This is a genomic window from Actinomadura sp. 1N219 (assembly GCF_044326405.1).
GTDB lineage: Bacteria > Actinomycetota > Actinomycetes > Streptosporangiales > Streptosporangiaceae > Spirillospora.
This window is the reverse complement of record NZ_JBIRAY010000017.1, coordinates 1-23,185: the sequence shown is the minus strand read 5'-3', so window position 1 is coordinate 23,185 and position 23,185 is coordinate 1. Positions and strand designations below refer to the sequence as shown.

Here is a 23,185-nt window from a genome sequence, read left to right as displayed (position 1 = left end):
CCCGTCCGGGCTCGGGTCAGCTCAGCAGGTCGGCGAGGGTCTCGCGCCGGGACGGGTGACGCAGCTTGTGCATCCCCTTGGACTCGATCTGCCGGATCCTCTCGCGCGTCACCCCGTAGACCTTGCCGACCTCTTCGAGAGTTTTGGGTTCCCCGCCGGACAGCCCGAACCGCATCGAGATCACGCCCGCCTCCCGCTCGGTGAGCGTCTCCAGGACGGCGTCGAGGCGTCCGCGCAGCATGGAGGTCGCGACGACGTCGGCGGGGTCGCCGCCGTCCGGGTCCTCGATGACGTCGCCGAGCTCGCCGTCGCCGTCCTCGCCGAGCGGGGTGTGCAGCGACAGCGGCTCGCGGGCCTGCCGGCGCAGCCACTCCACCTTCTCCGGCGTGATGTCCAGTTCGACGGCCAGCTCCTGCGAGGTCGGCTCCCGGCCGAGGTCCTGCATCATCCGCCGCCGGACGCGCGTCATCCGGTTCAGCACCTCGACGACGTGCACGGGGATGCGGATCGTCCGGCTCTGGTCGGCCAGCGCGCGGCTGATCGCCTGCTTGATCCACCACACCGCGTAGGTGGAGAACTTCAGGCCGCGGCGGTACTCGAACTTCTCGACGGCGCGGATCAGCCCGAGATTCCCCTCCTGGACGAGGTCGTTGAGCGGCAGGCCGTGGCCCATGTAGCGCTTGGCGAGCGACACGACAAGGCGGAGGTTCGCCTCGACCATGTGCTCCTTGGCGCGTCGCCCGTCGGCGGTGATCCACTCCAGGTCGGCGCGGTCCTGAAGGCTGAGGTCGTCGCCGAGCGTCTCGAGTCGTTCGCGGGCGAACAGCCCGGCCTCGATGCGTTTGGCCAGGTCGACTTCCTGCTCGGCGGTGAGCAGCGCGGTGCGGCCGATGCGCGAGAGGTAGTCCTTCATCGGGTCGACGAGGTTCACGGTCGCGCGCGGGATCCCACGGGGGGCCGCGCGGCGCGCGTCGGTGGCGTTCAGGGCGGTGTCCTTTGTTCGTCCGGCCGGGAGGGAACGGGTCACCCGTTCTCGGTACCCGATAGCCTTGCGACCTAAACTTAGGACAGACATAGAAATATGTCAATGACAAACTTGGGTCACGTATGAGATGATGGCGGCATGGGACTCCGGGAGATGAAGAAGCAGCAGACGAGGGAGAACATCTCGCACGAGGCGACGCGCCTCTTCCTGCGGCACGGCTTCGACCGGGTCACGATCGCCGACGTCGCCGCGGCGGCGCAGGTGGCCAAGATGACGGTCACCAACTACTTCCCGCGCAAGGAGGACCTCGCGCTCGACCTGCACGAGGCGTTCGTCCAGCGGCTCGCCCGCACGGTCGCCGACCGCGCGCCGGGCGAGTCCGCGCTGACCGCGCTGCGCCGCGGGTTCCTCCACGCCGCCGAGCGGCGCGACCCCGTGATCGGCTTCTCCGGCGCCGGCTTCGCCCGCATGATCACCGACAGCCCCGCGCTGGTGGCCCGGCTCCGCGAGTTCCACGAGGAGCGCGAGGACGCCCTCGCCGCCGTCCTCGCCGAGGACACCGGCGCGGCCCCGGACGACCCGCTCCCCCGCCTCGCCGCCGCCCAGCTCGCGGGCGTCCACCGCGTCCTGTTCAACGAGACCCTCCGCCGCACGCTGAACGGCGAGACCGACGACGAGATCGCCGCCGCCGTCACCGCGACGGCACGCCTCGCCTTCGACCTCCTGCAACCGTCCCTGGGGGATTACGCCCAGAGGGGCGTATTCGCCCAGGGGGGCGACCCCCTGGAACCCCCGTCGCGAGCCGGTCGATCCTCACGCCACAGTGCGGGTCCTCCGTGACCGTGCGGGTCTGTGACCGTGTCGCTGCGGTCGCCCGGCTCGGCGGGTCGTGCGGGTCCTGCGGGGCTCAGGTGATTCAGGTGATTCAGGTGATGACGAGCAGGAGATCGCCTGCCTGGACCTGGGTCGCTTCGGGGACGGCCAGGCGGGCTACCGTGCCCGCGGTGGGGGCGGTGATGGCGGCCTCCATCTTCATGGCCTCGATGGTGGCGACGACGTCTCCGGCGGCGATCTCGTCGCCCTTGGACACGCGGAGGGTCACCGAGCCGTCGAACGGGGCGGCGACGTGGCCGGGCTCGGACGGGTCGGCGCGCTCGACCGGCGGCGCGTCCGACACGACCGACTTGTCGCGGACGGAGAGCGTCCTGAGCTGGCCGTTCACGGTGCAGATGACCTGCCGGACGCCCGCCTCGTCGATGGCGCCCACCGCCTCAAGGCTGGCGAGGACGCGCACGCCGGGTCCGATGTCGAACGCGACCTCGTGCCCTGTGCGGAGCCCGTAAAGGAACGGGCCCGTGGGCAGGACGGACAGGTCTCCGTAGGCCGCGCGGGCTTCGCGGTAGTCCTTCGCTGGGCCGGGGAAGAGGAGGCGGTCGAGTGTGTCGCGTACTTGGGGGCTGTCCAGGGCCTTCTCTTCTGCGCCGTCCAGTTCGGCACGGACGGGCGTGTACTGGCGTCCTGCGAGGGCCTTGGTGCGGAAGGGCTCGGGCCATCCGCCGGGAGGGTCGCCCAGTTCGCCGTTCAGGAAACCGATGACGCTGTCGGGGATGTCGTAGCGCTCCGGGTTCTCCGCGAAGTCGTCGGGGTCGGCGCCTGCCGCGACCAGGTGCAGGGCGAGGTCGCCGACGACCTTGCTGGACGGCGTGACCTTCACGAGCCGTCCGAGGATCGCGTCGGCCGCCGCGTACAGGCGCTCGATCTCCTCGAAGCGGTCGCCCAGGCCGAGCGCGACGGCCTGCTGCCGCAGGTTGGACAGCTGCCCGCCCGGGATCTCGTGCTGGTAGACGCGTCCGGTCGGCGACGGGAGGCCCATCTCGAACGGTGCGTAGAGCTTCCGGACGGCCTCCCAGTACGGCTCCATGACGGTGAGCGCGTCCAGGTCGATTCCGGTGGCGTGGTCAGTGGAATCGGTCGCGGCGACGATCGCCTGCAGGGGCGGCTGGCTCGTCGTGCCCGAGAGCGGCGCGGCGGCTCCGTCGACGGCGTCGACACCGGCTTCGATGGCGGCGATGTAGGTGCCGATCTGGCCGCCCGCCGTGTCGTGGGTGTGCAGGTGGACGGGCAGGTCGAACCGCTCACGGAGAGCCCGGACGAGCGTACGGGCGGCGGGAGCGCGGAGCAGCCCGGCCATGTCCTTGATGCACAGGATGTGGACGCCCGCTTCGACAAGTTCCTCTGCAAGGCGCAGGTAGTAGTCGAGGGTGTAGAGCCGCTCACTCTGGGACGACAGGTCGCCGGTGTAGCAAAGCGTCCCTTCGACAAGCGCATGCGTCTGCAGGACGGCGTCGATCGCCGGACGCATCCGCTCCACGTCGTTCAGTGCGTCGAACACGCGGAAGATGTCGACGCCCGTACTGGCCGCCTCCTTGACGAAGGCTCGCGCAACCGAGTCTGGGTACGGGGTGTATCCGACGGTGTTGCGGCCACGCAGAAGCATCTGGATACACAGGTTCGGGGCGGCTTCGCGGATCGCGGCCAGCCTGTCCCAAGGCGACTCGCCGAGGAAGCGGAGTGCGACGTCGTACGTTGCGCCGCCCCACGCCTCGATGGACAGAAGCTGCGGAGTCATACGCGCCAGGTAGGGCGCCGCTGCGAGCAGGTCGTACGTGCGTACTCGGGTGGCCAGGAGTGACTGGTGCGCGTCCCGGAACGTGGTGTCGGTGACGGCCAGGTTGCTCTGGGAGCGAAGCTGCTCCGCGAACGCGCGCGCGCCGAGCGACAGGAGCCGGTCACGCGAACCTTGGGGGAAAGGGCCGTCCATGGCGAGCGGGGGCAGTTTGGTCGCCGGGTCCAGGTTGGTGGGCGGCTCGCCGTGCGGCTTGTTGACGGTCACGTCCGCCAGGTACCGGACGAGCCGTGTCGCACGGTCGCCGCTAGACCGGGCCGTGAGCAGCTCGGGATGGTCGCCGATGTAGGACGTCGTTACACCGCCCGCGCGGAAGTCCGGCTCGTCCAGCAGCGCCTGCAAGAACGGGATGTTCGACGCCACGCCGCGGATGCGGAACTCGGCGACGGCCCGGCGCGCCCTGCGCACCGCCTCCTCGAACGTCCTGCCGCGGCAGGTCAGCTTGACCAGCAGCGAGTCGAAGTGCGGGGAGATGATCGCGCCGCCGTAGGCGGTGCCGGTGTCCAGCCGGACGCCCGCGCCGCCCGGCGACCGGTACGCCGAGATCTTGCCGGTGTCGGGACGGAAGCCGTTCGCGGGGTCCTCCGTCGTGATGCGGCACTGGACGGCGAACCCGCTCACCGCCACCTCGTCCTGCGCCACGCCGAGGTCGGCCAGCGTCTCGCCGCCCGCGATGCGCAGCTGGCTCTGCACGAGGTCGACGCCGGTGACCTCCTCGGTCACGGTGTGCTCGACCTGGATGCGCGGGTTCATCTCGATGAACACGTGATCGCCGCGGTCGTCCACCAGGAACTCCACGGTGCCCGCGTTCTCGTAGCCGATCTCGCGGGCAAACCGGACCGCGTCCTCGCAGAGCCGCCGCGCCACCTCCGCGTCCAGGTTCGGCGCGGGCGCGATCTCCACCACCTTCTGGTGGCGGCGCTGCACCGAGCAGTCGCGTTCCCGCAGGTGGACGATGTGCCCGGCGCCGTCCGCGAGGATCTGCACCTCGATGTGGCGCGGCCGGTCCACCGCCTGCTCCAGGAACACGGTCGGGTCGCCGAACGCGCTCTGCGCCTCGCGGCGCGCGGTGTCGACGGCGGCCTCGAGGTCCTCGCGGTGGTCGACGCGGCGCAGTCCCCGCCCGCCGCCGCCGGCCGCGGCCTTGACGAACAGCGGGAACCCGACCCCGTCGGCCGCCGCCAGCTCCCGGCCGGGCTCGGGCGTCGCCGAGCCGAGGACCGGCAGGCCCGCGCGCCGCGCCGCCGCGACCGCCTCGATCTTGTTGCCCGCGAGGTTCAGCACGGACGACGGCGGGCCGACGAACTTGATCCCGTTGCGCTCGCACGCCTCCGCCAGCTCCGGGCTCTCCGACAGGAACCCGTAGCCGGGGTAGACGGCGTCGGCGCCGACCCGCAGCGCGGTCTCCACGATGCCGTCGACGTCCAGGTAGGCGCGGACGGGATGGCCGTGCTCGCCGATCTCGTACGCCTCGTCCGCCTTCTGCCGGTGCAGGGACAGCCGGTCCTCGTGCGCGTAGACGGCGACGCTGGCGATGCCGAGTTCGTAGGCCGCGCGGAAGGCGCGGACGGCGATCTCGCCACGGTTGGCGACGAGCAGCTTCGTGATCACGTGGGCACTCCAGGAGACGGCGGCGCGGGGGCGTCGGAATCTTCGGATACCTACCCAGTTGAGCGGTCGGGACAGCCACCCGGCGCGGACGAGAGTTGGGAACAAAGTGATAGATCATGCCTAGTGGGAAAAAAGCACGTCATTCACTGCGGCGGGTCCCTCGCCAGATGGTGACGCCCGCCACGACCGCCGCCGTGACGAGCCCCACCAGGGAGCCGACGAGGAAGCGCGTCCGGGACTCCGCGGGCGCGAACGCGACCCAGCCGACGCAGACGGCGATCCAGAAGCCGAAGTAGCAGGAGACGAAGACGTACAGGCGCCTGCTCCAGAAGAGGCGCTTGCCGGGCATCCTGGGCGGCAGCCGCAGGGCAGCGTCCGAACCGAGGCCGGCCGCCTTCGGACGTGTGACGTACTCGTGGTACCGCAGTTTCCCGCCCGGCTCCCAGCCCTCAGCCGGGACGAGCCGGGCGGCGAACTCCTCCGGCGTGCCGAACTCGTCGTCCGGGTCGGCCCCGGACTCGGCGACGTAGGCGGCGAGGTCGTCGACGGTCCCGGCGACCTCGTCCTCCGGGACGCCGCTGTCGCGCAGCCGTCCTGCCAGCTCGTCGAAATAGGCCGTCTTCACTGGGGAGCTCCTTGGGCGAGCACGTGGCGCACACTGATCCGTCGAATTCGAGCAACAGGCTAGGCGGCGGCGGAGGGACCGGCGAAGCGCGGACGGGCCTGGCCGGATCAGGACGCGGGGCTAAACGGAACGATCACTCGGAATAGCCGTAAAGATCTTGCCGTTGCAACTACCGTGCGGAATCCGGCGAACCGGGTAGCACCCATGTCCACGCCCCATGGAGGTGAACCGTGCCGAGCAGCATTCCCAGGACCCGCGACAACTCGCAGCGCGAACACGTGAAGACCACGTCGCTGCGAGCCCTCGCGGTCGCCGCGCGACTGGAACGCAATCACGCCCAGGAGGGACCGCCGGGCAACGTCGACGGCCGGGCGGAGCACGGCGCGGAGCGCCGCAGCCCCGACCCGGCCTGACCCAGCGTTTCTCCTGGCCCCTGCGCATACCGCAGGGGCCTTGGCGTTTTACAGGCCGCTATTCGGGCGCGGCTTGAGAACCCGCCGCGTTGAAGAGTGCGTGTACGGCGGCGCGCGCGCGTCCCGGACCCACGGTCTCCACCATCGCCGTGAGATGTTCCGCTCCGAGGACGGCCAGCAGCGCGTGCGCCTGGGCCTCCCCATCGGCGACGGTCTGGTCGAGCAGGATCGTCAGGTGCCGATGCCAGAAGCCGTAGGCGCCGATGCGGTACCGCGCGCCAGGCGAAGCCGTTTCCGACATGCGGACCAGGGACAGGTGGTCCAGGACGTAGTCGAGGTAAGCGTCGGCAAAAGCATGCAGCCGTTCGGACGGCCGGACGGCCGCGTCCCCACCACCCGGGCCGAGCGGGGCCGGGCCGGACAGGATCGCGTCCTGCAAATCACGTTCGCGTTCGTCGAGGAGGGCCACGGCCAAGCCCGCCTTGTCGCCGAACCTGCGGAAGAGGGTTCCCTTGCCGACGCCGGCGGCGGCGGCGACCGCGTCCATCGTGACCGACTCCACGCCGTGCCGGGCGAAGAGCGCGGCGGCCGCTTCGAGCACCTTGGCGCGGTTCCGCGCGGCGTCCGCCCGCTCCTTGGGCGGCGGCGTCCGCATCAGCTCCAGGTCGACGCGTCTCCCACCGGCCGGACCACGGTCCATCACGTCCCCTCCCCTCTCATGCGGACTGTAGTCCACTTACCTCGGTCATGCCACCGCACTAGATCAACACCTTTGCGGAGCACCTACCATCTTCTGGCCATAGGCTGGTGCAGGTCTGCCGACGAGCCGAAAGCGACGGGGAGCGAGTGGTGTGACGGACAGGACGATGCCGGACGCCCTTCCACTGCGGTCGGGCGACCCGACCGAGCTGGGCGGGTACGAGATCCTGGGCCGCCTGGGCGAGGGCGGTCAGGGCTCGGTGTTCCTGGGCAGGCGGGCCGGTGAGAGCGGGTCCGTCCCCGCCACGGAGCACGTCGCCATCAAGCTTCTCCACGGCGGTCTCGCCGGGGACGATTCCGCCCGCGCGCGTTTCGTCCGCGAACTGGAAGTCGCCAAGCGCGTGGCACGGTTCTGCACCGCGCAGGTCCTCGACGCCGACGTGGCGGGCGACCAGCCCTACATCGTCAGCGAATACGTCCCCGGAGTGACGCTGCACCACGTGGTGCGCTCGGAAGGGCCCCGCACCGGCGGCGCCCTGGAGCGGCTCGCCGTCAGCACCCTGACCGCGCTCACCGCGATCCATCAGGCCGGGATCGTCCACCGCGACTTCAAGCCGCACAACGTGGTGATGGGCCCGGACGGCCCGCGCGTCATCGACTTCGGCGTAGCGCGCGCACTGGGCGCAGCCGGGGAGACGCAGAACGTCGGCACGCCCGCCTATATGGCGCCCGAGCATTTCACCGGCGGAGAGGTCAGCACGGCGTCCGACATGTTCGCCTGGGGCACGACCATGGTGTTCGCCGCCACGGGACGTCCCGCGTTCGGCAACGACGAGATGGCCACGGTCATGCACCGGATCCTGACCGGCGAGCCGGAGCTCGGCGAGCTGTCCGGCCCGATGCGCGATCTGGTCTCCGCCTGCCTGGCCAAAGAGCCCGCGCACCGTCCCACTGCCCGCGAGGCCCAGGAACGGCTGGTGGGGGCGTCCACCGGGACGGCGCCGGGCGCGTCGCCCGTCCAGCCGCTGCCAGCGTTCCCCGGCCTCCCGGCCGACCTTCCGACGCCCCAGCCGCCGGGCACGCCGGTCGGGTCAGCGCCAGGGTCGACGGACCCGCACGCCAATCCACACGCGATGGCCGGGGCGGTCCTGCCGCCCGATCACGTCACGGACCCGTCCGCTCCAAGGCACAGGACGGCCCCGCAGCCCCCGCCCTACGAACCCGTGGGGCACCCGCAGGGCGCGCCTGGCATGGCGCCACCGTTCCCTCCTGGCCCGTCCAACGCTCATGGGTCGGGAGGCAGGAAGCGCGGCCGTCTGCTCCCCATCGCGGCGGCCGCCGCAGTGGCGGCCATCATCGCGGGCGGCGCCGTCTGGGCCGCGACCAACTCCGGTGAAGGCAAGGGCAAGGACCAGCAGGTCGCCGCGTCCAACGACGACCAGGACGCCCAAGGCGGCCCCGGCAACGCGTCCGGCCCCAGCGGCGACGCCCAGAACCCGGGCAACAAGAAGCCAGGCCAGCCGAACGGCAACCGGAACCCCTCGGACCCGAACTCGTCCCAGAAGCCCGGCGCACCGCCGGACGGTGGATCCACACCGTCGAAGGGCGGAGGGGGCGGCGGAGGAACACCGCCCAGGGAACCGGCCAACAAGTACACCCCGCAGCAGGTGTGCAACAGCGGCGGCCATGGCGGCGGCTACTACATCCAACGCTCGTTGAGCGTTTCCGGCGGCACCGCCTACCTGCTCTACAACAGCTCCACCTACAACTGCGCCGTCACGATCAAGACCCGCAACGTGGGGACGAAATCCTCGGTGTCGGTCTGGATCCAGAAGCAGGGCGGCAGCACGATCGCCGACAGCGGCTCGTTCGCCTGGTACGCGGGGCCGGTGTACGTGAAGGCGCCTGAGACCTGCGTCCGGTTCGGCGGCAACGGCCGCACCGCCCCCTACGGCAACTGCGGCTGAACAGGAAAGGCCACCCTCGCGCCGGGGGTGGCCTCTGCTCTGTCGGCGGACGTGTCTCTGTCGGCGGACGTGTCTTCGTTGGCGGACGGACGTGTCTCTGTTTGGCGGACGGGTCGACGCTCGGTTCCCCGGAGCCGACCCGTCGCGTTTTCAACTGACCGCCAGGGCGCTCGCCCTAGGTGAGGGTTCGGCCCTCTGTAGCGTGCTCGGGCGGCGGCCGTTCGGCGGGTTCCGACGTGTCAGTTACGGGAGGCGATGAGATGGTCGAAGTCGCCGTCCTTTGCACCAAGGATGAGCGCTTCGATCTCGGGGCGGGTGTAGATGAGGGCCGGGCCCTCGGGATGACGAGAGTTGCGCATCGCCACCTGCCCTCCGGGCAGCTCGGCGATCTCGACGCAGTTCCCCTGGGAGTTGCTTCGACGGGACTTCAGCCACCGGGCCCCTTGCAGGTCCGTGGCCGGCATCCCGTTGTCGTAATCGGTTTGGAGCATCATGTCTCTCTGAGAAAATCACCGAGAAGCTCGACGGTGCGTTCCGGGGTCGCACTGTCGACGCACAGGCGTTCCATCGCCTGCAGATAGGTGTCGACGTCGTCGCGCTTGTCCAGGTACATCGCGCCGGTGAGGTTCTCGACGTAAACCACGTCCGGCAGGTCCTGCTCGGGAAAGCGCAGGATCGTGAACGCGCCTCCCTCGGCCGCGTGGCCTCCGAACCTGAACGGCATGATCTGGATGGTGACGTTGGGCAGTTTGGACATCTCGATGAGGTGTTCGAACTGGCCCCTCATCACCTCCGGGCCTCCGATGGGGCGTTTCAGTGCCCCTTCGTCCACCACCGCCCACAGGCGCGGAGCTTCCGGGCCCGTGAGGCGTTCCTGCCGTGCCATGCGCAGTTCCACGCGCTGTTCGATCTCGTTTTCCGCGGCACCGGCGTTGCCCAGGCGGATCACCGCTCGCGCATACCCCTCCGACTGCAGCAGTCCCGGGACGAACTGCAGTTCATACGTGCGGATCAGCGCCGCCGACTCCTCCAGACCCACATAGGTCTGGAACCAGCCGGGCAACACGTCGTTGTACCGGTGCCACCAACCGGGGGTGTTGGCCTCCCGCGCCAACTGCAGCAGCGCTTCGCGTTCTGTCTTGTCGCTGACGCCGTACAGTGACAGCAGGTCGTCCACGTCACGTTCTTTGAAGCTGACTCGTCCGAACTCAAGGCGGCTGATCTTCGACTCCGACGCACGGATGACGTAGCCGGCGTCCTGACGGGTCACGCCCTTCTGCTCGCGCAGACGGCGAAGCTGTGACCCGAGCAGGATCCGGCGGACCGTCGACCCGCTTCCCGGCGTCTCTGGAGTCACGCCCAACCTCCCGGCTATTCGGCGGACAGCGAACCTAGTGTGCCACTGGCCTCTGTGTCCTGCGGTTACCTCCGATCACTTGCGTGCGGTCCACGCCGCCCCACACCCTCACGACGCAGATGCACGTGCATTGGGCCTTGCATTCGCACGCTACGATGCGCAGGATAACGCACGAGACTTCCAAGCCACGGCTGCACAACAAGATCACTTTGCGGGGTCCGGTTGGAATGACGTCACGCCACGCGCACGACGACACGCGGTGGGGGTTCGGTCCGCTCTGCGGACCGGCCGATCCGCACGGCCATGCCGCGCCGTCGACTCCCGTCCCGGAGTCGTCCGACCTGCCCCAAAGCCTGGACACGGCCGTCACCGCCCTGACCGAACTGAAGGACTCGACGGTCTCGTTCACCGTCAGGCCCGATCCGGAGTCGGTCACCGCGGCCCGGCATTTCGCCGTGTCACGCCTCATCGAGTGGGGCGTGCCCGACCTGGCCGACGACGTCGGGCTCGTCGTCTCCGAACTCGTCACCAACGCACTGCGGCACAGCGGCGGGAAGTCGCGCGGCCGGTCGGGCGACGACGTGCACCGCGAGGGCGTGTACGACGACCCGGCCGACCCGCTGGGCTCCGCGCCGTCCGCGATCAGGCTGCGGCTCAGCCTCGAACAGCCGTGGCTGCTCTGCGGAATCATGGACGCGAGCCCCGCGGCGCCGCGCCGCAGGGAACCCGACTACATCGCCGAGACGGGACGGGGCCTGCACCTGGTGGAGTCGTTCAGCGACCGCTGGGGATGGCGTGCTCTCCCGCAAGGGAAGGTGGTGTGGGCTCTGTTCCGTTCCTCCTAGGCCGCGCGTAACTGGCGCGTCACAGGGGTAACAAAGGAGTTCCCACTCGGACCCCGAGAACGACCGGCAGAGAGGAGCAGCGGTGGACTTCGCCGTCGAGCATCGCGTCGAAAAGGGCCTGACGGTCGTGAAGATCAGCGGCGAGATCGACGTCTTCACCAGCCCCCGGCTGCGGGAGGCCCTGCTCGGCATCATCGACAACGGCGGCGCGCACCTGGTCATCGACCTCGGCGAGGTCACCTTCCTGGACTCCACGGGCCTCGGCGTACTGGTCGGCATCTACCACCGGCTCCGCGCGCGCGACGGCTCGATGTCGTTCATGGGCGTCAACGACCGGGTACGGCGCGTCTTCCACGTCACCCAGCTCACCAAGATCTTCGTCCTGCACCGCTCCCTTGAGGACGCCATCGCGGCCCACGAGTCCGCGACGTCCTGATCGCCCCCTTGCCGCCTCCCGCCTCCCCGCTCCCCCATGCTTTTGCCGGTATTCGCCCCCTCTTGGGCGACTTCGTTCTCGCCGGTTATCCACAGTTCCGGGGGACGCGCCCGTCGTCGCGAGTACCCGGTACGGTGAGACCGAGATCAAGCCCGCCGCCTGGGCACGTCCCTCCGACGCGCGCGGTGCTGTCCGCCAGCCGACCCATCGAACGGACGGGAGCGCTCCGTGGCAGAACAGCCGCTGCATGAGCACACGCTCGGCAATGGCCTGCGCGTGGTGGTCTGCGAAGACCACGTCGTACCACTGGCCGCCGTGAACATCTGGTACGGGGTGGGTTCACGGCACGAACGCGCCGGCCGGACGGGCCTCGCCCACCTCTTCGAGCACCTGATGTTCCAGGGCTCGGCGAACGTCGCGGAGGGCGAGCACGCGGCACTGCTGGAGAGCGCGGGCGCGGCGTTCAACGCCAGTACCTCGTTCGAGCGCACGAACTACTACGAGACGGTGCCGGTCAGCCATCTCGACCTCGCGCTCTGGCTGGAGGCCGACCGGATGGGCACGCTGCCCGCCGCGCTCACCCAGGCCAACCTCGACAACCAGCGCGACGTGGTGAAGAACGAGCGCCGCCAGCGCTACGACAACCAGCCCTACGGGACGGCGTTCGAGCGGCTGTGCGCGCTGACGTTCCCCACCGGGCACCCGTACGCGCACACGCCGATCGGCTCCATGGAAGACCTCGACGCCACCACCCTCGAAGACTGCGCCGACTTCTTCGCCACCTGGTACGCGCCGGGCAACGCCGTCCTGTCCGTCGTCGGCGACGTCGACCCGGAGAAGACCATCGCCGCGGTGGAGCGCTACTTCGGCGGGCTCCCGGCGGGCCCGGACAAGCCCCCGGCGCGGCCCGGCGAGCTCGGCCCGCTGACCGGCGTCCGCGAGGAGACGCTGGACGAGGACGTCCCGTCCCCCGCCTACTTCGCGATGTTCACGCTGCCCACCGACGGCGGCGACGACGTCGAGGCCGCCGAGCTCGCGGTCGAGATCCTCGGCGGCGGCTCCGGCTCCCGCCTCTACGACCGGATGGTGCGGCGCGACGAGATCGCCACCGAGGTGTGGGCGGGGGTGACCCGGCTGGCGTCCGGCCAGTCCCTCGCCATCGTGGACGCGATCGGCCCCGAGCCCGACAAGATCGCCGCCGTGCTGGACGAGGAGCTCGAACGGTTCGCCGCCGACGGCCCCGACGCCGACGAGGCCGCCCGCGCCACCGCCCAGGCCGAGCGGGGCTTCCTGGAGCAGACCGAGACCGTCACCGGCCTCGCCAACGCGCTCTCGCAGAACGCCACCCAGTTCGACGACCCGGCCCGGGTCTTCACCGCCCCCGGCCGCGCCGCCGCCGTCACCGGGGACGCGATCAAGGAGATGGCGGGCCGCTGGCTCGCGCCCGGCGGCCGCACCGCCCTGACCTACGGAGGCGCCTCATGACCAGCGGCCTGGACCTGCAGCCCCGTCCCGTCCCGGGGCCCGTCCCGGCGTGGGCGTTCCCGGCCGCCGACGCGGGCCGCGTCCCGGCCGGGCCCGGCACGCTCCGCTGCGACCTGCCAGGGCGCCGCCTCGCGGCGGTCCGGCTCGTCCTGCACGCGGGCGCGGGCCGCGAACCCGGCGACCTCGACGGCGTCGCGACGCTCGCGGCGCGCGCGCTGATGGAGGGCACGGAGCCCGGCGGCGGCACCGCGCTGACCGCCGCCTTCGAGCGGCTCGGCGCCAGCCTGTTCGCCGCCGCCGACCTGACCGCGCTGCGGATCGCGCTCGACGTCCCGGTCACGCGGCTCGGCCCGGCCCTGGAGCTGTTCTCCTCGGTGGTGCGCCGCCCCGCGCTGGACGACGCCGACGTCCGCCGCCTCGTCCGCGAACGCCTGGAAGAGATCGCGCAGGAGGACGCCGACCCCGGTTCCCGCGCCATGCGCGAGCTCCGCGCGGTGATGTTCCCCGCGGAGGCCCGCGCGTCCCGCCCCACCGGCGGCAGCCGCACCTCGGTCGACGCCCTCCAGGGCTCCGACGTCCGCGCCTTCTACGGCTCCGTGGTGCCCGCTGAGGCCACGGCGGTCGTCGCCGGCGACCTGTCGGGGGCCGACGCCGACGCGGCCCTCACAGCCGCTCTGGAAGGCTGGGCGAACACCGGGGCGCCGCTGCCCACCGCCGACCGGATCATGCCGGAGTCCGCCGCCAGGATCGTCGTCGTCGACCGTCCCGGCTCGGTGCAGACCTACCTCAGCTTCGGCCACGGCGTCCCCGACCGCTCGCACCACGACTGGCCGTCCCTGATGGTCGCGTCGCACGTGCTCGGCGGCGGGCTGACGTCCCGGCTCAACGCGGTGCTCCGCGAGGAGAAGGGCTACACCTACGGCATGCGCGCCGGCCTGCTGCGGATCCGGCACTGCGGCCTGTTCATCGCCCAGGGCGCCGTCCACACCGAGGTCACCGCCGACGCCGTCACGGACGCGCTGACGGAGCTGCGCGGCATCCTGTCCCGCGGCATCGACGCCGACGAGCACGGCTCGTCCGTCCGCGCGCTGGCCGACCGCGCGCCCGCCGAGTACGAGACGGCCCGCGCCGTCGCCGCCGAACTCGCCGACGTGTCCGCCAACGGCCTGGGCGCCGACTACCCCAGCGCCTACCTGGCCGCCGTCCGCGCGTCCACCCCGGACGGCGTCGCCCGCGCCTACCGCAAGCACATCGACCCCGAGGCCCTGACCATCATCGCCGTCGGCGACGCCGCCCAGATCCGCGAACCCCTGGAAAACCTCGGCTACGCCCCCGTCACGGTCACCGCCAAGGAGTAGAACCGCATCGCCCGATCCCGGAACCGGCAGACGAAATCGGCCCGGTGATCCGCTTTCTGGCGTGAACCAATGGCATGGTGGACTAGGTCTCATATGCGTTGGCCGGGTCCGGTCGGACTCATGCCGGGAACGCGCAGGCTGACTTGCGCGGGGAACGTCCTCGCCGTCTGAAGAGGGGAACGGCCGGTGTCCTACGGGCAGATGGCGGGCGGCGGACCGTCCGTCGACACGATCCTGTCGGAGCCGAACTGCAAACCCGGCGGCGTCGTGGCGGGCAAGGTGCACCTGCGCGGCGGAGCCGGGCCCGTGGAGATCCGGCACGTGACGCTGGCGCTGATGCCGCGGATGCAGAACGGGTACGGCGGCGAGACGGCGGGCCCCGAGGTGTACCGGGGCGCCCTCACGCGCGGTTTCCGGCTGGACCCCGCGCAGCAGCGCGACCTGGCGTTCTCCATTCCGCTGCCGTACGAGCTGCCGTTCACGACCGTCCTCGGCCACGAGCTGCCCGGCTTCACGATCGGGATGTGCACCGAGGTCGACGCGAAGGGCCAGCCCGACCCGGGCGACGTCGACCCGATCTCCGTGGAACCCCTGGAATCGCAGCAGTGGGTGCTCGCCGCGATCGCCCGGCTCGGGTTCCAGATCACGAATGTCACGTTCGAGGAGTCCAAGCTGCGGGGCGTCTCCCAGCAGCTCCCGTTCCACCAGGAGATCCACCTCAACCCGCCGTCCTCGTTCCAGGGCCGGATCGGCAAGGTCGGGCTGAGCTTCGTCGCCAGCCCCCGCAGCATGTCCTTCGTCCTGCGCGCCGAGGACCGCGAGCCCCCGTCCGACCAGTCGTTCGGCGTGTTCCAGGTCCCGCACGCCGAGGCCGCCGAGACCGACTGGAACGCCAAGATCAACCAGTGGCTGGAGTCCGCGGCCGCACTGCCGCGCGCGTCCCGCCCCTCCCACGGCGCCCCGACGCCACCACCGGGTCAGGCTCCGCTTCCGCCCCCCGGTGGCCACTCGCCGTTCCCGCCCCCGCCTCCGGCCCACCACGCCGCCGCGTCCTACGGCGGCCCCAGCGAGTACGGCAACGCGGCCAACGCGAACTTCCCGCCGCCGGCCCCGCCCCCCGGCCAGTCACCACCCCCCATGCACAACCCGGCCCACGCCCCACCACCGGGCCCGGCCCACGCACCACCTCCCACCCCGAACCACGCCCCACCACCGGGCCCGGCCCACGCACCACCTCCCACCCCGAACCACGCCCCACCGGGGCCGGCCCACGCACCACCTCCACCCACCCCGAACCACGCCCCACCGCCACTCGGCCCCGGATACCCACCGGGCCCGTCCCACGCCCCCAAACCCGGCGGCCAGGCCTTCCCACCACCGCCTCCGGGAAGCCCCCCACCCCACTCCCCCATGCCCGGCCACGGCGGCCCACCGCCCCCGGCCCACCCCGCGCCCGGGGGTCCGCCCCCACCCGCGCCGGGAGGCCCCGCGCCGTACGGGCCCCCAGGCCACGCCGGTCCGCCACCGCCCGCCCCAGCGGGCCCCGCGCCCTACCCGCCCGCGGCACCCGGCCACGCGGGCCCGCCGCCCATGCACGTCCATCACGGCTCGCCCGGCTACCGCAGCCACCACCGCCACGGCGCCGCCGCAGCGGGCCTGGTCGGCGGCGCCGCCGCGGCCGGAATCGCAGGAGGCGTGGCCTTCGGCGCAGTGGGCGACGCGGCCGGATACGCGGGCAATGTCGCCGGCTACGTAGCCGGCCAGCCCGTGGACGCGTTCGGCAACGCGGTCGCCGGATACGCAGGCCAGGCCGCCGGCCAGATAGCCGGAAACGTGGCCGCGGACGTCGCCGGCGGCGTAGCGGGCGACGTGGCCGGCGAGATAGCAGGCGGCGCCGCAGAAATCCTCGGCGGCCTACTAGGCGGCCTCTTCGGCTGATCCCCGCCCATTCCCCGGCAGCCTGAAATGCCGACATGCCGCGACACCGGTGAGCCAGCCCATCGAGATGCAAGAGCACCGGCAGCTCAGAGCGCTTACGTTGTCGTTCGCGACATCGCGGAAGACGCGGCCGGCGAGATCCCGCGACACATCAGAATTCCTCGGCAAAGGCCAGGGCCTGTCCGGCGGATCATGCCGGGCGGTCCACCGGCGGTGAATCGCTGTGGCGACCCGCCGGACAAGGAGCCGGGTGGAGGAGGTTGGGCCCGTCGTTAAATACCTCGACATCGGTCGCGGTGATAGGGAACGCTTCCCGCGATGACCAGAATCGACGACACACCGCCCGCGTGGGACGAGCGCACCCAGCTCACCACGTTTCTCGACTACGCACGTGATACCGCCCGCGCCAAGTGTGATGGCGTCTCCGCGGAGAACGCCCGCAAGGCGCTCCTGCCGGGCTCACCGCTGATGACCATGAGCGGAGTGATCAACCACCTCCGCTGGGTCGAGTACTACTGGTTCCAGGTGGTCTTCCTCGGCGAGGACGACCGGGGCCCCTGGACCGAGGAGGACCCCGACCGCGAGATGCGCATCGCCGTCGACTTCCCGCTCACGCAGTTGCTCGACGAATACGCGGAACAGAGCGCCCGCTACCGCGAACTGGTCGCCGGGAACGGCCTGGACAATCGGGCCCAGCGAGCCGTCCGCGACGATCTCCATGTCGACCTGCGCTGGATCCTCCTTCACCTCACCGAGGAGACGGCCCGCCACAACGGCCACCTGGACATCCTGCGCGAGATGCTCGACGGCACGACCGGCGACTAGATCCGGCGGAGATCATGGGCGGATCCAGAGCCGGATCGAGGCGACGGAGGCGGCGTCGGATACATCGGGGCGGCGCGGCGGAAATCCTTCGGCGGACGCCAGGTGGCCGCTTCGTGTGGGTTGGGGCGCTCGCGGTGTTTGGCCAGTGGCGTTGCGGGCGGATCGGTGAATTTCGGCAGAGGTTTGGTTGACCGCGCCTGGTGCGCGCGTGGTGGGTTGGCGTCCTGTCTGCCAGGGAGTTGTGGTCTGGCGGGGGGTGGAAAAATGCGGGGCCTTTTGGACGAGATCTGTTGCGGTCTCGGCCAACGGGGCCGCGGGTGGTTATCGTCGTGACCATGACCACCGTGATCCTGGTCCTGCTGTGCCTTGCGATCGGCGGACGCGAGTTGTATCTGGCGTCCGACAAGCGGCTTCCCCGGGCGCAGGCGGAGCTGCGGGAACTGCGCAACCAGGTGTCCGAGCTGGCGCGGCGGCATGAGGCGCTGACGGCGCTGGTGGACGAGGCGACGGAGCCCGCCGGGATTCCGATCCAGCCGCCGCCGCTGCCCGAGGCCCCGTCCAGCGAGATGTTGGACAGGCTCGATTCTCTTACCGGCCGGGTGGAGCGGTTGGAGAAGCAGTTCGGCGACGTCTCCGGCGAGCTCGCGGGCGTCGATCTCGATCGCGACGCGCAGCACTCGCTGGCCCGGTCGCTGGACGCGGTGGAGCGGGACGTCCTGGAGCTGCACCAGGAGATGCTCGACCGCCTCGACCGCGAGGAGGGCATCGTCACCGGGGTCGTGCTCAGCGAGGAGGGTGAGGCGGAGGCGCTGCTCTCCGGTGCGTACGAGCGGTGCGCCGCCGAGTACGGGCTGCGGGTCCGCGTCCGCGATCAGCGTTCCGCGCAGGCCACGGGCGCCTATCGCGGGACCGTCTACCACCTTTCCGGACGCCGTCCTGAGGTGCTCGCCGAGGACCTGCTCTCGTATGTGCGGGGCCTGTACGACCCGCGTGACTCGTCCGCCCTCAACGCGCTGCTGACCGAGCTGGGGGCGCTGCGCGGCGGGGGCGTCGCGCGGTTCGGGCCGTTCACCGCCGTCGGCACGCAGAGCGCCCTGGTCTGCGGCGTCCTGCCGGATGACGGCGCGCCGCCGGCCGAGCCGTGGCAGCTCGTGGACCGGCTCCGCGAGCTGCCCGCCGACCGGCAGAGCGACCTGACCTGGCTGCGCTCCGACGACTAGGGGCGGACGAAGCGCGGCGCTCCTTCCGTGCGGTCCACGCCGAACGCGAGCAGGCAGCGGGGGACGCGGGCCGCGTCGATCCGCAGGCACAGGCCGAGCCCGAGGTCGGGGTCGACGAAGACCACGCGCCGCAACGCCCACAGGGTCCTTCGGGTCCGGGCCCGTGTTTCCGGACGCGCCGGCTCGTGCAGCGTTCCCGTGACGACCTGGCCCGCGTACCGCCAGAGCCCGGCGGAGTCCAGCACGCGGACGCCCGCCGATGTCAGGTTCGCGACGATCACCACGCCGCTGTCGTCGTCCTCCGCGGTCGACGGCATCGGTGTGCCCTGGCCGGGCAGGTCGCGCGGCGCCCGGGGGCCGCCCACCGCCCGGTGGTAGCGCAGCGGATCGAGCGTGTCGATCACGAATGCGCCGGCGTAGGGCTTCGATGCCCGGGGCGGGGCCGTCCGTCCGCCGGTCAGGGTCCGGACGGGCCGCGGCGCAAGGTGGGCGCTGAGGTCGAACACCATTCCGGCGTCGTCCAGCCACACGGGGACGCCGAGTTTGGGGGCCGCTGTCCGGTCGACGGCGTCCATCGTCCGCCACAACTCGTCGGTCTCGCGCGACAGCCTTGCGGCCATGCCCAGGCCGGGGAACGCCCCCTCCAGGACGGCGAGGGTGGCCCGCCACGTGGTGCTGTTCACGAACTCGGCCACGAACTCGTCCGCCAGCGCCTTGCGGCGGGCGGGGTCGGACATCGGGCCCGGGCGCGCGGGCGGGTCCTGCGCCTCTCCCCAGCGTGGCTCTGGGACCGCTGCCGACCAGCGCGAGTCCGGGGCCGTCACGTCCGGCGTGGTGAGTGGCGGTGGCTCGGACGCCAGTCCCTTCCCCGGGAGGAACGGCTCGTCGGCGGTGCGTTCGTGGCGGCCCGCTTCGTGCCGTCCCCACGATTGCGGGGGCTCCGGTGATCCCGTGCCGGCGGGCGGAGCGGTGTCGGTTTCGTGTTCCGGCCAACCCGGCGACGGCGCGCCTCCGAACGCCGGCTCTGATCCGGATCCGGTGCCGGATTCGAGCGGCGTCCACGACGGCGGCTCGGCGGACGCCTGGTGGCGGCCTCGTGACGGCGGGATCTCCGGTGGCGGCTCCGTCTCGGCGGACGGAGGCGGGGCGGGCGGAGGCGGGGCGGGCGGGTCCAGGGACGTCCAGGAAGGACCGGCGGGTTGTTCGTGGGGCGTCCAGGACGTGTCGGCCGGTGCGGCGGCGCCCCAGTTCGACGGCGGCTCGGGCGGTTGCTCTTCGGTGCTCGGGGGCTCCTGCGGCTGGACGGGGACCCAGTCGGAGGCGGGCTGGTCGTCGTCGGGGGCGGGGACCCCTCCGGCGGGGGTTTCGCCCGCGGGGGTTTCGCCCGCGGGGCTTGCGCCCGCCACGCGGACGTCTTCCGGGTAGGGGGCGGGACGCGCCGGTGCGGCGTCGTCCGGCTCCGGGGGGCCGGAGTCCTCGGGCTCGGGGCTTGGACGGTCACGCGGGCCGAATCTCACGGTGTCGATCCTGCGCTCAGATCAAGATCATCGGCAAGCTCATCGCCGGCTTTCGGGTGCGCCGAAGAGGGCCTCGCACAGGGCCTCCAGGGCGTCGGGGCCGCCGTGCGCGGGCAGGACGGTGAGGGCCGGCTCCGGGTCCGCGTCCAGGCGCAGCCGGACGGCGACCTCCCGCTGGAGCGGCTCATCCGTGCCCTGAGCGGCGGCGATGTCCCGCAGGCCGACGGAGATGATCTCGGGGACGTCGACGGCGAGGGGCTGTTCGCCGGCGGGCAGTTCGTCCAGCCAGAGGTCGAGGACGCGGCGGGCGAGGCCGTTGAGGAGACGTCCCCACGCCTCGACGAGACCAGGCGGGACGTCGTCCGTCTGCAGTTCGGGCAGCCCGAATCTGCCGAGGCCCTTGGTCGTGAAGTAGAAGCCGTGCGGGCCGGACGTGTGCGGAAGCAGCATCCAGTCGGTGAGCCGGACGGCGCCGTCTGGGCCGGGCAGGGACCGTTCGAGGTGGCCGAGCGTGAGGATCTGCGGGGTGAACACGTCCACGACGGGCGCGCCCAGTGCGGCGGCGATGGCGCCGGCGACCGTGCGGGCCGCCCATTCGTGCGCGGGCGGGCGGCCCGGACGGTACGCGGCGCTGACGGCGAGGAGGTGGGGGGCGGCGTCGACGGCCGCGAGGTCGGGCGGCGCGGCGCCGTAGGCGGCGAGGAGGTCGCGGGGCAGCGGCGGGAACTGGGACGCGGGGCGCTGGTCGAGGGTCAGCATGGGGCTGTCGAGCATGCCGAGGACGAGGCCGCGCAGCGGCGGTTCGGTGCGCCGCGCGACCTCGTCGTGAGCCAGCCGGGCCGGGTCGGCGATCGGTTCCGCGAGCGCCACGGCGTAGGTGCCGTAGAGCGTCTCCGGGACCGGCAGCGTCAGATTCTCACCCAACAGTTTCCCCCGTGGGCATCGATGAGCGTCGACAATATCGATCAGAGCCCACGGGGACGTTGGAAACTATCCGTCGCAACGGGACAATTGCCTCACAATGCCGCCATTAATCCCTTGTCCGTGCTGGTCAAACGGGCGGTCGGGGCAGCGGGAAATCGTGCTCGAACCAGACGACCTTCCCCGGCTCGGCGCGGTGCGTGCCCCAGCGCGAGGCCAGGTGGGCGACGAGCTGGAGCCCGCGGCCCGTCTCGTCGGTGGCCTCGGCATGGCGGAGCCGGGGCAGGTCGGCGCCGTCGTCGTAGACCTCGCAGAGCAGGTTCCGGCCCTTGATCAAGCGGAGGTCGATGGCCCCGGCGCCGTGCACGAGCGCGTTGGTGACGAGCTCGCTGACCAGCAGCTGGACGGTGTCGGTGAGCGGTTCGAGGTCCCACTCGGCGAGCTTCCCGGCGACCTCGCCGCGCACCCACGGGACGGCGCTCGGCTCCGGTTCGAGCTCCCATCCGGCGACGTCCTCCTTGGGGATGCCGTCGAACCCGACCGCCACGATGGCGATGTCGTCGGCGGGCGTGGCCGCGCCGAGCGTGTCGAGCAGGGTGTCGCAGGTGAGGTCGAGGTCGGGGGTCGCGTCGGCGAGCCGGCCGCGCAGCTCCTCCAGCCCGTGGTCGATGTCGTGGCCGCGGCGCTCCAGCAGGCCGTCCGTGCACAGGACGAGCTGCGACCCGTCCTCGACCTGGACCTCCATCGCCTCGAACGGCTCGCCGCCGACCCCGATCGGCACCCCGGACGGGACGGGCAGCACGCGGCTGTCCCCGAACGGCGACACCAGGACCGGCGGGACGTGCCCGGCGTTGGCGAACGTGCACCGCCGCTCGACCGGGTCGTACACCGCGTACAGGCAGGTGGCGAGGTAGTCCTCGCCCAGGCGGCGGGCGAGGCCGTCGAGCTGGCGCAGCAGCCGCGCGGGCCGCATGTCCTCGGCCGCGAGGGTGCGGACCGCGGTGCGCAGCTGCCCCATGATCGCCGCGGAGGTGAGGCCGTGGCCCATCACGTCGCCGACGACGATGCCGAGCCGGCAGCCGGGCAGCGGGATGGCGTCGAACCAGTCGCCGCCGACCTTCGCGGCCTGCTCGGCCGGCCGGTAGCGGTACCGGACGCGCGCGCCCGCGACGTCCGGCGGGTCGTCGGGCAGCATGCTGCGCTGCAGTTCCTCGGCGACCTGGACCTCGCGCCGGTACAGCCGCCCGTTGTCGATGCACAGCGCGGCGCGGCGGCCCAGCTCGTCGACCATGGCGAGGTCGAGCTCGTCGAACGCGGGCCGGTCGGGCTTGCGGAGCAGCTTGAACGTGCCGAGCACCCGGCCGCGGGCGATCAGCGGGACGATCAGCAGCGCCCGGCCGGCGAACAGGGACCGCAGGGCGTCGCGGTCGCCGAACGAGGCGGCGATCTCGGCGGCCCGCGCGGTGCCGACGCGCGGGATGTGGACGGGACGTCCGGTCCGCATGGCCTGGACGAACGGCGTCCCGGGCGACAGGAGCAGCGGCTCGCCCTCGGGGGCGGCGTCGTCCCAGCGTCCGGGCTCATCGTTGTGGACGACCGCGACGCGGCGCATCTGGGTGGTCTCGTCGATCTCGGCGGCGGGCGGCGCCGAGTCGGCGACGACGCGTTCGAGCAGCTCGACGGCGGCGAAGTCGGCGAGCCTCGGCACGAGCACCTCGGCGAGCGCCCTGGCGGCCTGCAGGTGGTCGAGCGAGCTGCCGATCTGCTGTCCGGCCTCGCCAAGATAGGTCAGGGGTTCCCTCACGGCCATCGTCTCCAATCCCTTCTCAGGGTGCGGACTCGGGTCGGGGGGCGGATGCGGCGCATCCGGGCATGAACTGAGCGGTGAGCGGGCTGCTCGGGGGGGCTGACCTGGTCGGGGCGGCGACTGATCAGCGTGGAGCGGTCGATCTGAGCGGGGCGGCTCATCGGCGCCGGGCGACGCGCCCGTGCCTGGTGGACGGCTGGTTCTGGGCGGGTCGGCCGGACGGGGCGGGTCCGACGTGTCCGGCGGGGCTGCCATGCCTGGTGGGGCGGTGGTCGTGCCCGGTGGGGCGGTGGTCATGCCCGGTGGGGCGGTGGCGCGGGGCTGGGGTGGGGCGGTTCTGGGCCACGAGGCGGGGCCGTGCGCCGAGGCGGGTGGCGAGGCGGGTGGCGAGGCGGGTGGCGAGGCGGGTGGCGAGGCGGGTGGCGAGGCGGGTGGCGAGGCGGGTGGCGAGGCGGGTGGCGAGGCGGGTGGCGAGGCGGGTGGCGAGGCG

General features: G+C 72.0%; 20 protein-coding genes. 10 read left to right on the top strand and 10 right to left on the bottom strand.

Annotation, left to right across the window (positions count from 1 at the left end):
- Window positions 1-16: 16 nt before the first annotated feature.
- Window positions 17-1,027 (bottom strand): RNA polymerase sigma factor, encoded by a 1,011-nt coding sequence (locus tag ACH35V_RS36320; protein WP_395979402.1) that lies wholly within the window; start codon window positions 1,025-1,027, stop codon window positions 17-19.
- A 96-nt stretch (window positions 1,028-1,123) separates the two neighbouring features.
- Here ACH35V_RS36320 and ACH35V_RS36315 point away from each other — a divergent pair, with 96 nt between their 5' ends.
- The gene (locus ACH35V_RS36315) at window positions 1,124-1,825 is read left to right on the top strand and encodes a TetR/AcrR family transcriptional regulator (RefSeq protein WP_395979401.1); all 702 of its coding nucleotides are present in this window, start codon (window positions 1,124-1,126) and stop codon (window positions 1,823-1,825) included.
- Between the two features lie 85 nt (window positions 1,826-1,910).
- Here ACH35V_RS36315 and ACH35V_RS36310 read toward each other — a convergent pair whose 3' ends face one another.
- Window positions 1,911-5,282 (bottom strand): pyruvate carboxylase, encoded by a 3,372-nt coding sequence (locus ACH35V_RS36310; protein ID WP_395979400.1) that lies wholly within the window; start codon window positions 5,280-5,282, stop codon window positions 1,911-1,913.
- Between the two features lie 139 nt (window positions 5,283-5,421).
- The gene (locus ACH35V_RS36305; RefSeq protein ID WP_395979399.1) at window positions 5,422-5,907 is read right to left on the bottom strand and encodes a hypothetical protein; all 486 of its coding nucleotides are present in this window, start codon (window positions 5,905-5,907) and stop codon (window positions 5,422-5,424) included.
- A 230-nt stretch (window positions 5,908-6,137) separates the two neighbouring features.
- On the opposite strand from ACH35V_RS36305, the gene ACH35V_RS36300 reads away from it, so the two are divergent.
- Window positions 6,138-6,320 carry a hypothetical protein gene (locus tag ACH35V_RS36300; protein ID WP_395979398.1) on the top strand — a complete coding sequence of 61 codons (183 nt, stop codon included), beginning with the start codon at window positions 6,138-6,140 and terminating at the stop codon, window positions 6,318-6,320.
- A gap of 58 nt (window positions 6,321-6,378) precedes the next feature.
- On the opposite strand, the gene ACH35V_RS36295 is transcribed toward ACH35V_RS36300, so the two are convergent.
- Window positions 6,379-7,020, bottom strand: a complete 642-nt coding sequence (locus ACH35V_RS36295) for a TetR/AcrR family transcriptional regulator (RefSeq protein ID WP_395979397.1) — start codon at window positions 7,018-7,020, stop codon at window positions 6,379-6,381.
- A 151-nt stretch (window positions 7,021-7,171) separates the two neighbouring features.
- On the opposite strand from ACH35V_RS36295, the gene ACH35V_RS36290 reads away from it, so the two are divergent.
- Window positions 7,172-8,986 carry a serine/threonine protein kinase gene (locus tag ACH35V_RS36290; RefSeq protein ID WP_395979396.1) on the top strand — a complete coding sequence of 605 codons (1,815 nt, stop codon included), beginning with the start codon at window positions 7,172-7,174 and terminating at the stop codon, window positions 8,984-8,986.
- Between the two features lie 239 nt (window positions 8,987-9,225).
- Here ACH35V_RS36290 and ACH35V_RS36285 read toward each other — a convergent pair whose 3' ends face one another.
- Window positions 9,226-9,477, bottom strand: a complete 252-nt coding sequence (locus tag ACH35V_RS36285) for a DUF397 domain-containing protein (RefSeq protein WP_131967679.1) — start codon at window positions 9,475-9,477, stop codon at window positions 9,226-9,228.
- Window positions 9,477-10,298, bottom strand: a complete 822-nt coding sequence (locus ACH35V_RS36280) for a helix-turn-helix domain-containing protein (RefSeq protein ID WP_395979489.1) — start codon at window positions 10,296-10,298, stop codon at window positions 9,477-9,479. The genes ACH35V_RS36285 and ACH35V_RS36280 overlap by 1 nt, the downstream gene beginning before the upstream one ends.
- A 272-nt stretch (window positions 10,299-10,570) precedes the next feature.
- Between ACH35V_RS36280 and ACH35V_RS36275 the strand changes: the two genes are divergently transcribed.
- The 7 genes from ACH35V_RS36275 (at window position 10,571) to ACH35V_RS36245 (ending at window position 18,450) form a co-directional block, all read left to right on the top strand.
- Entirely contained in the window at window positions 10,571-11,188 is a 618-nt protein-coding gene (locus ACH35V_RS36275; RefSeq protein WP_395979395.1) for an ATP-binding protein, read from the top strand.
- Between the two features lie 82 nt (window positions 11,189-11,270).
- The gene (locus ACH35V_RS36270) at window positions 11,271-11,624 is read left to right on the top strand and encodes an STAS domain-containing protein (RefSeq protein ID WP_131967670.1); all 354 of its coding nucleotides are present in this window, start codon (window positions 11,271-11,273) and stop codon (window positions 11,622-11,624) included.
- Window positions 11,625-11,852: 228 nt separating this feature from the next.
- Entirely contained in the window at window positions 11,853-13,109 is a 1,257-nt protein-coding gene (locus ACH35V_RS36265; RefSeq protein ID WP_395979394.1) for a M16 family metallopeptidase, read from the top strand.
- Window positions 13,106-14,467 carry a M16 family metallopeptidase gene (locus tag ACH35V_RS36260; protein ID WP_395979393.1) on the top strand — a complete coding sequence of 454 codons (1,362 nt, stop codon included), beginning with the start codon at window positions 13,106-13,108 and terminating at the stop codon, window positions 14,465-14,467. Before ACH35V_RS36265 ends, ACH35V_RS36260 begins: the two co-directional genes overlap by 4 nt.
- Before the next feature lie 186 nt (window positions 14,468-14,653).
- Window positions 14,654-16,405: a sporulation protein gene (locus ACH35V_RS36255; RefSeq protein ID WP_395979392.1), complete on the top strand. Its 1,752-nt coding sequence runs from the start codon at window positions 14,654-14,656 to the stop codon at window positions 16,403-16,405.
- Between the two features lie 318 nt (window positions 16,406-16,723).
- Window positions 16,724-17,230: a DinB family protein gene (locus tag ACH35V_RS36250; protein WP_395979391.1), complete on the top strand. Its 507-nt coding sequence runs from the start codon at window positions 16,724-16,726 to the stop codon at window positions 17,228-17,230.
- A 335-nt stretch (window positions 17,231-17,565) separates the two neighbouring features.
- Window positions 17,566-18,450 carry a hypothetical protein gene (locus tag ACH35V_RS36245; protein ID WP_395979390.1) on the top strand — a complete coding sequence of 295 codons (885 nt, stop codon included), beginning with the start codon at window positions 17,566-17,568 and terminating at the stop codon, window positions 18,448-18,450.
- On the opposite strand, the gene ACH35V_RS36240 is transcribed toward ACH35V_RS36245, so the two are convergent.
- The 4 genes from ACH35V_RS36240 to ACH35V_RS36225 all read right to left on the bottom strand — a co-directional run.
- Window positions 18,447-19,967, bottom strand: coding sequence for a hypothetical protein (locus tag ACH35V_RS36240; protein ID WP_395979389.1), 1,521 nt, complete (start codon window positions 19,965-19,967; stop codon window positions 18,447-18,449). The genes ACH35V_RS36245 and ACH35V_RS36240 overlap by 4 nt on opposite strands.
- Before the next feature lie 39 nt (window positions 19,968-20,006).
- Window positions 20,007-20,891, bottom strand: coding sequence for a hypothetical protein (locus ACH35V_RS36235; protein ID WP_395979388.1), 885 nt, complete (start codon window positions 20,889-20,891; stop codon window positions 20,007-20,009).
- Window positions 20,892-21,018: 127 nt separating this feature from the next.
- Window positions 21,019-22,692, bottom strand: a complete 1,674-nt coding sequence (locus tag ACH35V_RS36230) for a SpoIIE family protein phosphatase (RefSeq protein ID WP_395979387.1) — start codon at window positions 22,690-22,692, stop codon at window positions 21,019-21,021.
- Between the two features lie 160 nt (window positions 22,693-22,852).
- A partial coding sequence (locus ACH35V_RS36225) for a hypothetical protein (RefSeq protein ID WP_395979386.1) occupies window positions 22,853-23,185 on the bottom strand: 333 nt, incomplete at its 5' end.